Origin of the sequence: Mumia sp. ZJ430, from assembly GCF_011751845.1 — a bacterium.
In the GTDB taxonomy this organism is placed as follows: domain Bacteria; phylum Actinomycetota; class Actinomycetes; order Propionibacteriales; family Nocardioidaceae; genus Mumia.
In genome coordinates this window covers 135,176-148,668 of record NZ_JAAHFK010000004.1, presented here as the reverse complement: position 1 = coordinate 148,668, position 13,493 = coordinate 135,176, and the positions used below count along the sequence as shown (strand labels likewise).

The 13,493-nt window shown below is 70.9% G+C and carries 15 protein-coding genes; 7 read left to right on the top strand and 8 right to left on the bottom strand.

The window, feature by feature from the left end:
* Positions 1–23: 23 nt before the first annotated feature.
* Positions 24–464: a methylmalonyl-CoA epimerase gene (mce, locus tag HCT63_RS16885; RefSeq protein WP_167007595.1), complete on the top strand. Its 441-nt coding sequence runs from the start codon at positions 24–26 to the stop codon at positions 462–464.
* Positions 465–479: 15 nt separating this feature from the next.
* On the opposite strand, the gene HCT63_RS16880 is transcribed toward mce, so the two are convergent.
* The 3 genes from HCT63_RS16880 to HCT63_RS16870 are packed head-to-tail and all read right to left on the bottom strand — an operon-like array spanning position 480 to position 2,732.
* Positions 480–1,334, bottom strand: a complete 855-nt coding sequence (locus HCT63_RS16880; protein WP_167007592.1) for a biotin-dependent carboxyltransferase family protein — start codon at positions 1,332–1,334, stop codon at positions 480–482.
* A complete protein-coding gene (gene pxpB, locus HCT63_RS16875; RefSeq protein ID WP_243843090.1) occupies positions 1,331–1,960 on the bottom strand; it encodes a 5-oxoprolinase subunit PxpB in 630 nt (209 codons plus the stop codon). Before pxpB ends, HCT63_RS16880 begins: the two co-directional genes overlap by 4 nt.
* 13 nt (positions 1,961–1,973) lie before the next feature.
* Positions 1,974–2,732, bottom strand: a complete 759-nt coding sequence (locus HCT63_RS16870) for a 5-oxoprolinase subunit PxpA (RefSeq protein ID WP_208322494.1) — start codon at positions 2,730–2,732, stop codon at positions 1,974–1,976.
* Positions 2,733–2,962: 230 nt separating this feature from the next.
* On the opposite strand from HCT63_RS16870, the gene ccrA reads away from it, so the two are divergent.
* Together ccrA and HCT63_RS16860 are read left to right on the top strand one after the other, a co-directional pair.
* Positions 2,963–4,300, top strand: coding sequence for a crotonyl-CoA carboxylase/reductase (gene ccrA / locus HCT63_RS16865; protein ID WP_167007589.1), 1,338 nt, complete (start codon positions 2,963–2,965; stop codon positions 4,298–4,300).
* A 97-nt stretch (positions 4,301–4,397) separates the two neighbouring features.
* Positions 4,398–5,738: a hypothetical protein gene (locus tag HCT63_RS16860; protein WP_167007586.1), complete on the top strand. Its 1,341-nt coding sequence runs from the start codon at positions 4,398–4,400 to the stop codon at positions 5,736–5,738.
* Here HCT63_RS16860 and HCT63_RS16855 read toward each other — a convergent pair.
* Positions 5,726–6,535, bottom strand: a complete 810-nt coding sequence (locus HCT63_RS16855; RefSeq protein WP_208322493.1) for an alpha/beta hydrolase — start codon at positions 6,533–6,535, stop codon at positions 5,726–5,728. The genes HCT63_RS16860 and HCT63_RS16855 overlap by 13 nt on opposite strands.
* A gap of 122 nt (positions 6,536–6,657) precedes the next feature.
* Between HCT63_RS16855 and HCT63_RS16850 the strand changes: the two genes are divergently transcribed.
* The 4 genes from HCT63_RS16850 to HCT63_RS16835 all read left to right on the top strand — a co-directional run bounded on the left by HCT63_RS16850 (position 6,658) and on the right by HCT63_RS16835 (position 11,841).
* Positions 6,658–9,078 (top strand): LuxR C-terminal-related transcriptional regulator, encoded by a 2,421-nt coding sequence (locus HCT63_RS16850; protein WP_167007583.1) that lies wholly within the window; start codon positions 6,658–6,660, stop codon positions 9,076–9,078.
* A gap of 60 nt (positions 9,079–9,138) precedes the next feature.
* Positions 9,139–9,357 carry a hypothetical protein gene (locus tag HCT63_RS16845; protein ID WP_167007580.1) on the top strand — a complete coding sequence of 73 codons (219 nt, stop codon included), beginning with the start codon at positions 9,139–9,141 and terminating at the stop codon, positions 9,355–9,357.
* A 67-nt stretch (positions 9,358–9,424) separates the two neighbouring features.
* Entirely contained in the window at positions 9,425–10,507 is a 1,083-nt protein-coding gene (locus HCT63_RS16840; RefSeq protein WP_167007577.1) for an AI-2E family transporter, read from the top strand.
* Positions 10,504–11,841: a hypothetical protein gene (locus HCT63_RS16835; protein ID WP_167007575.1), complete on the top strand. Its 1,338-nt coding sequence runs from the start codon at positions 10,504–10,506 to the stop codon at positions 11,839–11,841. Before HCT63_RS16840 ends, HCT63_RS16835 begins: the two co-directional genes overlap by 4 nt.
* Here the strand turns inward: HCT63_RS16835 and HCT63_RS16830 are convergent.
* The 4 genes from HCT63_RS16830 to HCT63_RS16815 form a co-directional block, all read right to left on the bottom strand.
* Positions 11,838–12,068 carry a hypothetical protein gene (locus tag HCT63_RS16830; RefSeq protein ID WP_167007573.1) on the bottom strand — a complete coding sequence of 77 codons (231 nt, stop codon included), beginning with the start codon at positions 12,066–12,068 and terminating at the stop codon, positions 11,838–11,840. The genes HCT63_RS16835 and HCT63_RS16830 overlap by 4 nt on opposite strands.
* A gap of 26 nt (positions 12,069–12,094) precedes the next feature.
* On the bottom strand, positions 12,095–12,502 hold the full coding sequence (locus HCT63_RS16825; protein WP_167007571.1) for a hypothetical protein: 408 nt from the start codon (positions 12,500–12,502) through the stop codon (positions 12,095–12,097).
* A 126-nt stretch (positions 12,503–12,628) separates the two neighbouring features.
* Positions 12,629–12,982 (bottom strand): SHOCT domain-containing protein, encoded by a 354-nt coding sequence (locus HCT63_RS16820; RefSeq protein WP_167007568.1) that lies wholly within the window; start codon positions 12,980–12,982, stop codon positions 12,629–12,631.
* A gap of 13 nt (positions 12,983–12,995) precedes the next feature.
* Positions 12,996–13,433, bottom strand: coding sequence for a DUF6325 family protein (locus HCT63_RS16815; RefSeq protein ID WP_167007566.1), 438 nt, complete (start codon positions 13,431–13,433; stop codon positions 12,996–12,998).
* Positions 13,434–13,493 lie beyond the last annotated feature (60 nt).

Here is a 13,493-nt window from a genome sequence, read left to right as displayed (position 1 = left end):
CCTCGTGTCCTATCGTGCCCCGCATGGTTCCCGAACACCTCCTCATCGCCATCGACCACGTCGGCATCGCCGTGCCCGACCTCGACGAGGCCCTCGAGTTCTACGCGAACGTCTTCGGCCTGCACTCGGTGCACGAGGAGATCAACGAGGAGCAGGGGGTGCGTGAGGCGATGCTCGCCATCGGCGACACCGACCAGCGCATCCAGCTCCTCGCGCCGCTCTCCGACGAGTCGACGATCGCCAAGTTCCTCACCCGCAACGGGCCGGGCATCCAGCAGCTCGCCTACCGGGTGACCGACATCGAGGCGGTCGCCCAGACCCTGCGCGACCGCGGGATGCGCCTGCTGTATGACCAGCCGCGGCGCGGCACGTCCGACAGCCGCGTGAACTTCGTCCACCCGAAGGACGCCGGCGGCATCCTCGTCGAGCTCGTCGAGCCGGCCAAGACCGACACCGCCCACTGACGCTCCGCCGTCATCTCAGGCCCAGCGCAGCGTGACCCTCTGACCGGGGCGCGCCTGCGCGGCACGGTCGACGTCGGCGTCGGTCACGACAGCGACCACCGGATATCCCCCGGTGACCGGGTGGTCAGCGAGGAACACCACCGGCTGGCCGCTCGGCGGCACCTGGACCGCCCCGCGGTACGCACCCTCCGAGGGCATCGCCGTGTGCGGGTCTCGCAGCGTCAGCGCACGGCCGTCGAGCCGCATCCCGACGCGGTCGGCAGCGGGCGAGACGGTCCACGCCGCGGCGACGAGCGCGTCGGGGTCGCGCACCATCTCGTCTCGCGGGCCTCGGACCACCCGCAGGACGATCTCCTCGTACGCACGCTGCGGCACCGCGTCCACGCGCGGGTACGCCTGCGGGGGCGGACCGACCGGCAGCACCGTGCCGGGGGCCAGCGGCTCCGGGCCGATCCCCGCGAGCACGTCGCGGCTCCGTGACCCCAGGACCGGTGGGACGTCGACACCGCCACGGACCCCGACGTACGACCGGAGCCCGCTGGTCGGCGTCCCGAGCCGGACGGTCTCTCCGGAACGGACCCGCACGGGGGCGTACGGTGCGGCAGCGCGGCGCCCGACCGTGAGCGGGACGGGTGCGCCGGTCACGGCCACCCACGCGTCGCCTCCTCGTACGGCGAGCGCGAGCCCTCCGAGGGTCACCTCGATCGCGGCCAGCTCCTCGCCGTTGCCGAGCAGCCGGTTGGCCAGGCGCAGCGCGCTGCGGTCGGCCGCTCCCGAACGGCCCACGCCGATCGCGGCGTGCCCGGGGCGCCCAAGGTCCTCGACGAGAGCGAGAGGGCCGCTGCGCACCACCTCCAGCACCGTCGTCACGACCGGTCCTCCACGAACCGGACGACCGCACCCGGCCTCAGCAGGGCGGGCGGGTCGCGACACAGGTCCCACATCGCCGCCTCCGTCGTCCCGATCAGCTGCCAGCCGCCAGGCGAGGAGCGGGGGTAGACCCCCGTGTACTCCCCTGCCAGCCCGACCGCGCCCGCCGGGACGGCCGTACGGGCACTCTCGCGTCGCGGCACGTGCAGCCGCGGGTCGCCCCCGGTGAGGTAGCCGAAGCCCGGCGCGAATCCCCCGAACGCCACCCGCCACACGCTCTGCGTGTGCGCGCGCACGACCTGCGCCTCGCTCAGACCGGTCATCCGCGCCACGTCGCGCAGGTCGGGCCCGTCGTAGCGCACGGGAATCTCGACCTCCGCGCTCCTCGACGCGTCCGCCGCCACGTCGGCGGCCCGGACGCGCAGCGACCGCAAGGAGGCCGTGAGCGCGGCGAGGTCGGCGCCGTCGCGCGCGACCACGAGCAACGTCGCCGCCGCGGGAACGACGTCAGCGACCTCGTCGGGTGCCGCTGCGCGCACGGCTGCGTCCCACGCGACAACCTCCGCCGCCCCGTCGAGCTCGACCATCAGCGCGCGGTCGCCGTACGGCACGATCCGGACAGACACGTCGACCGCCCTCTCAGACGAACGCGCCGAGCGTCACGCCGACCGCCTCGAGCTCGGCACGCACTCGGCGCGCGAGCTCGACTGTGCCGGGCGTGTCGCCGTGGACGCAGACCGAGTCGGCACTGATGTCGACGACGCTCCCGTCGACGGTCTCGACCCGCCCCTCGACGACCATCCGGACCACCCGGCTCGCGACGACGTCGGGGTCGATCAAGACGGCCCCGGGCTGCGTACGGCTCACGAGGTGGGCCTCAGGCGTGTACGCGCGGTCCGCGAACGCCTCGCGGACGGTCCGCAGCCCCAGGCGGGTGCCCCACTCCAGAAGCTGCGAGCCGGGAAGCCCGAGCAGCGGGAGTCCCGGGTCGTACGCACGGACGGCCTCGGCGACCGCACGTGCCTGCGTCTTATGGTGGACCGTCGCGTTGTAGAGCGCGCCGTGGGGTTTCACGTAGCGCACGCGGGTGCCGGAGGCGCGGGCGAGCCCGTCGAGCGCCCCGATCTGATAGAGCACGTCGTCCGCCAGCTCCTCAGGGTCCATGTCGATGAAACGGCGCCCGAAGCCGGCGAGGTCGCGATAGCTCACCTGCGCACCGACGGCCACCGCGTTCTCGGCGGCGTGCTCGCAGCTCCGGCGCAGCGTACGGGCGTCGCCGGCGTGGAACCCGCAGGCGATGTTGGCGCTGGTGACGACCTGGAGGATCGCGGTGTCGTCACCGAGCTCCCAGCGCCCGAAGGACTCGCCGACGTCGCTGTTGAGGTCGAGTGTGATCACAGAACTCCCTGAATGAGGACGAGCGCGGTCCACGCTACCCCTGCCGGGGACGGTGGCGGAGCAGAGCGATAATGGCGCGAGATGCCGCTTCAGGGCCAGAAGCCCGGGCCGTACCGACGCACGCCGCGCCACGCCCGCGAGCGATGTCGGTCACCTTTTCGCGCCCCGGCCGATTACCGATGAGTAATATCCGCGTAACGCAACCGCGCCGCTCAATCCTGGAGGACGACGTGCAGCACATTCTCGACGCCATCATGGCGGGTGACACCTCGAGCGAGGACTTCGCGAACATCGCCATCCCCGAGACCTATCGCGGGGTCACGGTCCACAAGGACGAGATCGACATGTTCGAGGGTCTCGCCACGCGTGACAAGGACCCCCGCAAGAGTCTGCACATCGACGAGGTCCCCATGCCCGAGCTGGCACCGGGCGAGGCGCTGGTCGCGGTCATGGCGAGCTCGATCAACTACAACACGGTCTGGACGTCGATCTTCGAGCCGGTGCCGACCTTCGGTTTCCTCGAGCGGTACGGCCGCCTGTCGGAGTACACCAAGCGCCACGACCTCCCGTACCACGTCGTCGGCTCCGACCTTGCCGGCGTCGTCCTGCGCACCGGCCCGGGTGTCAACGCCTGGAAGGCCGGCCAGGAGGTCGTCGCCCACTGCCTGTCGGTCGAGCTCGAGAGCCCCGACGGCCACAACGACACGATGATGGACCCCGAGCAGCGCATCTGGGGTTTCGAGACGAACTTCGGCGGCCTCGCCGAGGTCGCGATCGTCAAGGCCAACCAGCTCATGCCGAAGCCCGGTCACCTCTCCTGGGAGGAGGCCGCCAGCCCGGGCCTGGTGAACTCCACCGCCTACCGCCAGCTGGTCTCCAAGAACGGCGCCGCGATGAAGCAGGGCGACACCGTCCTGATCTGGGGCGCCTCGGGCGGCCTCGGCTCGTACGCGACGCAGTTCGCGCTCAACGGCGGCGCCACCCCCGTGTGTGTCGTCTCGTCGCCGGAGAAGGCCGAGATCGTCCGCTCGATGGGCGCCGACCTGGTCATCGACCGTTCCGCCGAGGACTACAAGTTCTGGAAGAACGAGCACGAGCAGGATCCGCGGGAGTGGAAGCGCCTCGGCTCGAAGATCCGTGAGCTGACCGGTGGCGACGATCCCGACATCGTGTTCGAGCACCCGGGCCGCGAGACCTTCGGCGCCAGCGTCTACGTCGCACGCAAGGGCGGGACGATCGTGACCTGCGCGTCGACGTCGGGCTACATGCACCAGTACGACAACCGCTACCTCTGGATGAACCTGAAGAACATCAAGAGCTCCCACTTCGCGAACTATCGCGAGGCGTGGGAGGCCAACCGTCTCATCGATAAGGGCATGATCCACCCGACTGTGTCGAAGGTCTACAGCCTCGAAGAGACCGGCCAGGCGGCCCTCGACGTGCACCGCAACGCACACCAGGGCAAGGTCGGTGTGCTGTGCCTGTCGCCCGAGGAGGGCCTCGGTGTGCGCGACGCGGAGAAGCGCGCGCGTCACGTCGATCAGATCAACCGCTTCCGCGGCGTCTGATCGCTGATCAGGAGACGCCGACAGGCTGAGTTCGGCGGGGAGGTCGCGATAGGCTTCCCGAAGCGATCTCCCCCCGAACTACAACCGAAGGCACCTCATGTCAGACCCACACGGCAGCTACTCCGACGGCGACTCCTTCTCGCGCACCCCAGGCGACCCGGCGCCGGGGGCCGGTTTTCCGCTCGTGCGGCGAGGCGGCTACGACAAGGACGCTGTCGATGCCTATCTGGCCCAGCACCGCGACGACCTCGCGCGGGCCAACGCCGCCGCCGCCGCGGCCGAGAAGAAGCTGAGCGCACTCGAGACCGAGGTTGCGGAGCTCCGCAGTAAGGTCACGGAGGCCAACAAGCCGAGCTACGCGGGTCTCGGTGGCCGCGCGGCAGAGCTCCTGGGCCTGGCCGAGCAGCAGTCGGCCGAGATGCTCGACCGCGCGAGGCGCGAAGCCGAGGACGTGCGTCGCGTCGCCGAGTCCGAGGCCGCCGCGATCAAGGCGGCTGCGGCCAAGGAGGCCGACGATCTGCGCGCCGTACAGCTCGCCGACGTCGAGGAGACCCGTGAGCGTCTCCTCGCCGAGGCCGAGAGCGAGCGCGCGCTCGCCCTGGCCGAGGCCGAGGACGTCCTCGCCAAGGCCAAGCGGGAGGCGGAGCAGATCGAGCTCGCCGCCAACCAGTCGACGAGCTCCTCGCGCCTCACCGCGACCCGCGCGGCCGAGCAGATCCGTGCGGCCGCCGATCGCGAGCTCACCGAGGCCCGCCGGGTCCTCGCGCTCGAGAAGGAGCGGATGGCCAAGGAGGCCGCCGAGTCGCACGCCGTGGCGACCGAGCAGACGACCAAGATGATCACCGACGCCGAGTCGCGTGCCGCGGCCGCCGAGACGCGGGCGCGCGAGGCGATCGCCGCCGCGACGAAGCGCCGCGAGGAGACCAAGGCCGAGTCCGAGCGCATGGTCGCGCGGTCGCGTCGTGAGGCCGAGCAGATCATGCACACTGCCCGGACGCAGTCCGAGCACTCGCTGGCCCAGGCTCGCGCCGACGCCGAGAAGCAGATCTCCGAGGTGCGTCACGAGCTCGACTCGCTGGTCGCCAAGCGCGACGCGGTCAAGGGTCAGCTCACCAAGCTGCGTGAGGTCATCGGTTCGTTCGCCGGGCTCGACTCGCTCGACAAGGACCCGGAGAAGTCGATCGTGATGACTCCGCGCTCTGAGGTCGCAGCCGTCGTCGAGGAGGTCGAGGCCGTCGTCGAGGAGGCCGCGTCCGTCGTCGAGTCGGACGACTACGACAACGCCGACGACGCCACAACGATCGTCTCCGCCGATTCGGCCGACGACACGGCCATCGAGCGCCCGGCGCGCGAGCGTTCGGTGCGTCGCGCCAAGCTCGGCGGCCCCGCGGCTGCTGATCTGGCCGAGGGCGAGGACGAGGACTCTCAGGCCTCTTGAGGCCCTTCCGAGGGGCGGGCCGACTCGAACGCCGCGACCGTACGATCTGCGTACGCTGAGGCGTCGGCCCGCTCCATCGGACCTTCCCACGTCCGTGGGAGCGGGATCGTGGCACGCGGGTTGAGGCGCGCCACGATCTCGTCCAGGACACGCTCGGTGTCTCCGACCCACAGGTGCTTCGCACCGTCGACGGCGATCACCTCGGCCTGCGGCACCCGCGCGAAGCGCTCCCGGGCCTCGGCGGGCCGCAGGTAGTCGTCGAGTTCGGGCACCAGCGCCGTCAGCGGCTTGCCGTCGGCAGCCCATGCGTCGAGATCGGCGTCGCTCGAGTAGCGCAACGGCGGCGACAGCAAGATCGCCCCCTCCACCTCGGCGTCCAGCCCGTACTTCAGCGTGAGGTCCGTCCCGAACGACCACCCGACGAGCCAGATGCCGGGCAGGTCCTCGAAGTCCGCGAACTCGATCGCGGCAGCGACGTCGTACCGCTCGCCCACGGCCGCGTCGAACGCTCCCCCACTGGTGCCCTGCATGCTGGTGGTGCCGCGCGTGTTGAAGCGCAGCACCGCGATGTCCGCCAGCGCGGGGAGGCGGTACGACGCCTTGCGGAAGAGGTGGCTGTCCATCATCCCGCCGTGCGTGGGCAGAGGGTGCAGGCAGATCATCGTCGCCACGGGCTGGCGCGACTCCGGCAGCGCGAGCTCTCCGACGAGCTCGAGCCCGTCGGCGGTGTGGAGCGTGATCGGCGTGCGCCGAGCGGGGAGGACGGAGTTGCCGCGGATCACCTGAGCGTCGTTCACGCCGGCAAGCCTACGTTCCGTGAGTGCAAGACCTCGTGCGGGACGGGCCACCTGCCACTAGCCTCCAAGTGCCGACGTGCGTACGGGGGTGCGCACCACGGGTGACACCGGGGAGTGTGGCCGTGACGCTGCAGGCCGACCAGGACGCGCGGACGTTCGACGATGCAGGCGTCGTCGTTCGACGCCGACTCCTGAGCGCGCTCGACCGGGCCGCACGCCGACCGATCACGCTTGTCGCGGCTCCGACCGGGTACGGCAAGACCACCCTGCTCCGTCAGTGGGCGCAGGAGCATCCCGAGGCCCTGTCGTTCGATGGCGGGCGGGCACGGCCGTGGGAGCAGGTCGTTTGCGCACTGCGCGAGGGCCGCCCCGTCCTCGTCGACGATGCCCACCTCGCGGGATGGGGCAGTGCGTTCGCCGCGGCCTGCGGAGCCGCAGGGCCGTCGGCGTCCCTCGTCGTCGCCTCGCGTGTCGACCCCCTCGTCGCGCTCCACCCTGACCGGCTCGCCGGGCGGGTGTCGGAGATCCGGGCGGAGGAGCTCGCGTTCTCGCTGGGTGAGCTGTCTCGAGTCGTGGCCAGGTCGGGCCGCCGGCTCGACCACGCCCAGGCCGAGGCGATGCACCTCGAGACCGACGGATGGCCGGCCGGGGTCCGGCTGACGGCGATGCGCTCGCGCGACGGACTCGCGACGGACGGTGCCTACTCGCCGAGTGGCAGCTATCTCATGGCCCACGTGGTCGCCGACCTCGATCCCAGAGTGCGCGCGTTCCTCTTGGCGACTGCGGTGCCCGAGGAGTTCGACGTCGCCCTCGCGTGCCGCCTGTCGGGCCGGTCCGACGCCTACGACGTGCTGGGCGAGATCACGCACTCGGTCGGCTTCGTCGTGCGCGACGGCGCGACCGGCCGCCTCCGCTACCACCCGATGCTGCGCCACCTGCTCCTGAGCGAGCTCGAGCGCGAGCCTGTCGCGCGTTTGCACGCCCTGCACCAGATCGCCGGACGCTGGACGTTCGGACGCGATCAGCTGGAGGCGAGCGCAGGCCATGCCGTGCGGGCCCATGACGACGACCTCGCCGCCGACGTTGCGGTCGCGCTCGCCTGCCGAAGTCTCGGCGATGACGACTGGAGCGCGCTGGATGCGCTGACCAGCGCCGTACCGGCCGTGTTCGCCCGCGACGACGAGCGCGGGCGCCTCCTGCTGACGCTGCGCGCGGCACGCAACGACGACAGCGTGGGCGCGGCGGCCGCCCTCGCCCGCACCGCACGCCGTACGAGCCTCGACATCCCCACGCACGAGCGAGTCGGCACGTTGACCGCCCTGTGCCGCGGCTGGCTCGCGCTCGGCGAGGGCCAGGGCGCTGCCGCGCAGGAGTGGATCGCGGCGGCGGACCCTGCCGTCGACCTCGGCGCCGGCTCACCGACCGCAGGATTGCGCAGCGCGTGGGTGCGCGTCTACGGGGCGCTGCTGGTCACCGACGGCAGGCTCGACGAGGTCGATGCCGTCCGGCGGTACGCCTCTCGCCTGGCTCGCCACGCACCGTGCGCGGGGGCGACCGCCGCGGAGATGACGATGTGGGCGGCCTTCGCCGCCGGCCGCCCGGCGGATGCACACAAGGCCGCCGGCGAGGTCGAGCGGCTCAGCGACGGATCTCCACCCCGATCGGTCTCGCTCGTCCGCGCGTGGCTCGACGTCGAGCGCGGCTCCCCTGCGGGCGTCGATCCCCCTCAGGGGCAGGCGGACCAGCTCCCAGGGATGCTGCCGTCGCCTCTGCTCGACCTGCTCGCCGAGCACTTCCGTCATCGCGCGGTGCAGCCGCCCCGCCCCGCGCACGAGGTGGTGGCCGAGTGCCAGCGGGCGACCACGTGGCTCGTGGCACGTCATACCCTCCTTGGCGCAGTGACGGCGTTGCTGTCCGCCGGCGCGACAACGACGGCGGTCGACGCGGTGCAGCGGGTCGGTACGGCTCACCCGCGGCTCGAAACCTCGCCCTACCTGTTGTGGATCGCACTCACGGACGCCCTGCGGACCGGTGTCCGCGAGCAGCTCGGACCGCTGCTCGAGCAGGTCGACTGCGCCCACGACGTCCCCGAGGACCTGCGCGTACGGACGCTGCTCGCTGCAGCAGCGCTCGCGCACAGGGGCGACGACGCCACCGCGGCCTCGGCCCGCTTGCGTCCGGCCCTCGAGAGCACCGCGGTCCACGGGTGGCGGCGGCCGTGGCTCGCCCTGGGACCGTCGGCGTTCGACCTGCTCACGGCCGAGCACGGCCGCGTGGGCGCGCACGGCGACCTGGTCACGCGCCTGCTCGTCGAGCTCCGTAAAGATCGGGAGATCACCGACGAGCTCGTGGTCGCGCTCTCGACCCGCGAGCTGGAGATCCTCCAATACCTCCCGACGTCCCTCGACCAAGGCGAGCTCTGCGCGACGCTGTTCATCTCCCGCAACACCCTCAAGACTCACCTGCGGGCGATCTATCGCAAGCTCGGCGTCGAGTCACGACGTGAGGCCGTCCTCAAAGCGCAGCGCGTCGGCCTCTTGTGAGCACCGATCTCGCCCGCAGCGGGTGAGTCGCCTCCACCCGCTCCGTCGCAGACTGGGCGCATGGACGAGGACGAGGGCACGCCGTACGTCATCGTCGTCGCAGGTGCGTTGACCGACGCAGTGGCACGCGCCACCCGCGCCAGGGGCCTGGACGTGACCGAAGAGCGTGGTCGGCTCGTGCTGCGCGGTCGGTTCTCCGGCCTGGTCGCCCTGAACGACCTGCTCTTCGCCCTCGACGACCTCGGGCTCACCCTCGTCTCGGTCCGCCAGAACGCGTGAGCGTCCGCGCCGATCTCACACCGCACGGGTGAGTCGCAGCAGCCCAGGGCTGTCCTAGCGTCGAACCGTGCCTGACGATCGAGAGCCATCGACGCGGCTCGCGCTCCCCCGTGAGCCACTCATCATCCTCACCTGCGCCGGCGCCCTCGCCGCAGCGATCGGGTTGCGCGTGTTCGCTGGCATCATCGCGCCGCTCATCCTCGCGCTCGTCCTCGTCGTCGCGGTCCAACCCGTCCGTGACTTCGCCGTGAGGCGCGGCGTCCCCGAGTGGCTCGCGACGGGGACCACCCTCCTTGCGGTGTACGCCATCGTGGGCGGCTTCGGAGTCGCCCTGGTGGTCGCCGCGGGCAGATTCGCGACGTTGCTCGGCGAGTACGAGCCGCAGTTCCAGGCGTTCGTCAACGACATCGGGGACCTCCTCGAGTCGTGGGGCGTCGGTAGCGCGGAGGTCCAGGAGATGATCAGATCGATCGACCTGGGCAGCCTCGTCGGGATCGCGACAGACCTCATCGGAGGTGTCGCAGGCGCGTTCTCGAGCATCTTCTTCATCGTCGTCCTGCTCTTCTTCGTCGCGACGGACGCGGGCGCATTCGCCTCGAAGCTGCGCAGGGTCCCCTCGAGCGGCTCGCGTACGGCGGAGGCGTTCGGGAGGTTCGCCCAGGGGACGCGGACGTACCTGGTCGTGTCCACGCTGTTCGGGCTCGTCGTCGCCCTCGTCGACGTCGTCGCGCTGTACGCGCTCGACATCCGGGACCCGTGGCTGTGGGGCATCCTCGCGTTCCTCACGAACTACATTCCCAACATCGGGTTCATCATCGGCCTCATTCCGCCGACGATCATCGCGCTGCTCGATCACGGCTGGGGTACGGCGCTGGCCGTGATCCTCGTGTACTCGGCGGTGAACTTCGTGCTGCAGACCCTCGTGCAGCCCCGAGTCGTCGGCAACACGGTCGGACTGTCAGGATCGCTGACCTTCTTGTCCCTCATCTTCTGGGCCTCGCTGTTCGGCGGCATCGGGGCGATTCTGGCCATCCCCCTCACCTTGTTCGTCAAGGCCGTCTTCGTCGACGTCAGTCCCGACCGGGGCTGGATCGGCCCGCTGCTGTCCAGCGACACCGTGCCGAAGGCCGTGGAAAGGACCACACCATGAGTGCGAACGACGAGGAGGTCGAACGGCTCCGTGCGGAGGTCGCCGATCTCAGGCAGCGCCTGTCCGATCAGCCCGACGCCACGGCCGCCCCCGGCGGACGCAGCGGCTGGTGGCGTACGCCGCTGGTCGCCGTGCTCGTCTTCCTCGGCGCGCTCATGGCCCCGCTGTCCGTCGTCGCGACGTGGGCGCACGACGAGATCGGCGACACCGACCGCTACGTTGAGACCGTCGCGCCGCTGGTCTCGGACCCGGCGGTGCAGGACGCGCTCACCAACCTCATCACCGACGTGATCGTCACGCAGCTCAACATCGACGCGGTGACGAAGGAGGCGCTCGACGCAGTGGCGCAGCAGGACTTCGTACCGCCCCGTGCGGCTCCGCTGCTGCCCGCCCTCGCCACTCCGTTGACGAGCGCCGTGGAGGGGTTCGTGCGCGACACCGTCGACCGCGTGGTCCGCTCCGAGACGTTCGAGGAGGCGTGGGTGACCGCCAACCGCGAAGCCCATGGCCAGGCAGTCGCCGTCCTCACCGGCGCCGACACCGACCAGGTCGAGGTCACCGACAATGCGGTGAGCATCAACATCGCGACGTTCGTCGAGGCGGCCAAACAGCTCCTCGTCGACCGTGGGTTCGCGTTGGCCGAGCGCATCCCCGAGGTCAACGCGAGCTTCGTGCTCTTCCAGTCCGATGACATCGGCAAGGCGCAGACGTGGTTCAGCTGGCTCGAGACGGCCTCGCGCGTGCTCCCGATCCTCGGGCTCGTCCTGCTCGCGACGGCGGTCTTCATCGCGCGAGACCGCAGGCATGCGCTCTTCGCTGTCGCGATCTCGGTCGCCGTCGCGATGGTGCTCCTGGGGCTGGTCCTCAACCTCATCCGGCCGCTCTACCTCGACGCGGTGCCGTCCGACGTGCTGCCCGCTGATGCCGCTGCAGTCGTCTACGACCAGCTCGTCCTGTTCATCCGTACCGCGCTGCGCGCGGTCCTCGTCATCGCGCTCGCGCTCGCGGTGACCGCGTTCCTCCTCGCCCCGACGGGAGCCGGCGCCGCGATCCGTACGGGCATCGTGGGCGCGGCGGGACGGATGCGCGAGCGCTCCGGCATCTCCCGCGGCCCCGTGTCCACGTTCGTCGCCACCTACCGGACCTTCGCCCGCGTCGCGGTCGTGGCGCTCGGGGTGCTCGCCTACGTCTCTCTCGACCATCCGACCGGGGGCAACGCGCTGGTGATCGTCGTCCTGATCGTGCTGGGCCTGCTCGTGGTGGAGCTGGTGGCCGGGCCGCGGGAGCGGAAGCCGGCTGAACAGCCGGCCAGTGGTCCAGGGACTCCCGGTTAGTCGTCCTGGGTGGGGGTGACCTCGATGAGCTCCACCCCGAGCTCCTCGAGGGCCTGCAGCGCGCCGAGGAGCTCGGCACGGTCACGAAAGGCACCCCGAAGCGCGACAGTGTCTCCGGGTTCCACACGCAGGCGCAGCGCGGCCAGCGCAGCGACGAGCGCCTCGCTCAGCTCGCCTCGCACGAGGATCTCGTACGAGGTCGATCGGCCGGGCGAGGCGCTCGTCATGCGCGCTCCGTTCAACGAAGGAATCGTCAGCTCTCGAAGTCTGGCGTGTAGTTGGCCAGTGCCCAGATGAGGAACACGTTGAACGCGATGATCACGACTGCCCAGATCGGGTAGTACGGCAGCCACAGGAAGTTGGCGATGATCGAGAGGACCGCCAGGCCGATGCCGGCTCCGCGCGCGAACGCATTGCCGGACATGATCGCGAACGCGATCACGATGAAGAGCACGCCGAGCACGAGGTGGATCCAACCCCACGTCGTGACGTTGAACGCGTACACGTAGTCCTCGGTACGGACGAAGACGTCGTCCTTGGCGATGGCGGCGATCCCCTGGAAAACCTGGACGAACCCGATGATCGCCAGCATCGCTGCTGCGAAGATCGTGAGCCCCTGCGCCCAGGGGTTGCTGGTGCGTGTGGCAGAACGGGTGGACATTCGGTCTCCTTCATCAGGCGGCGGCCACCCCGCCGCGTACCAGTCAGCGTGTCGGCGCCACGGCGCCGCAGCATCACACCCGCGGGGTGATTCGCCGCGGGCGATCACCGCCGCGCGGCGAGTGCCTCACCCGCCGAGGATCTTGGCCTTCTGGGCGGCGAACTCCTCCGGCGTCAAGATCCCCTGCTGCTGCAGTGCCGCGAGCCGCTCGAGCTGGGTGACGACGTCGCCGCCCCCCGCGGCAGCTGGCGCCGGCTGCTGCGCGGCGTACTGCTGGGCCGCGGCCGCCTGCTGCGCCGCAGCCTGCATCGCTGCCTGCTGTTGCTGCTGCTCGTACGCCTGCGACTGCGCCTCCTGCTCGTACCGGGCGTCCTGCCGTCGCTGCATCCGGTTGTTCACCGCGCCGGCGGTCCCTGCCACGACAGCAGTCCTCGCCGCCAGCCCGATGAGGCCCGGGCGTCCCCCACGTCCACCGATCATGGTCGTACTCTCCTCACTCAGATCCCCACGCCGCCACCACGGCGTCGAGGTCGGAACGGTCGATGCGCTCGTGCGCGAGGACGACGCCTCCTACAGCGCCGAGCGCTGCGGAGAAGCGAGCGGCCCACACGTTCTCCCAGACGACGAGCACCGCGGACGTCCCGTTCGGCACCGCCTCGGCGATCGCGAGGATGTCCTCCTCACCCAGCAGGCCCGGCACGTCGGACTCCACGCCCAGGACCTCGCGGATCGCGTCCCCGTCGTCGATGTCGAGCACCGTCACGCTGCCGTCTTCACCGCGGGAGACGATCACCGCATCGAGCAGCCGTACGGCTCCGCTCGCGACGGCGTCGGCCACGACGGCGGCCACGCTGCCGTCAGGCGTCGCCCCCTCCAGGAACCCCAGCACGGCGATGTCGACCGGGCCGGACGGGTTCGCGTTGTCCGCCATCGAATGTCCCCTCTCTGCGACGAGCTTTCGTCCCACTCTGCGGTGAACGCCCCGTCTGGG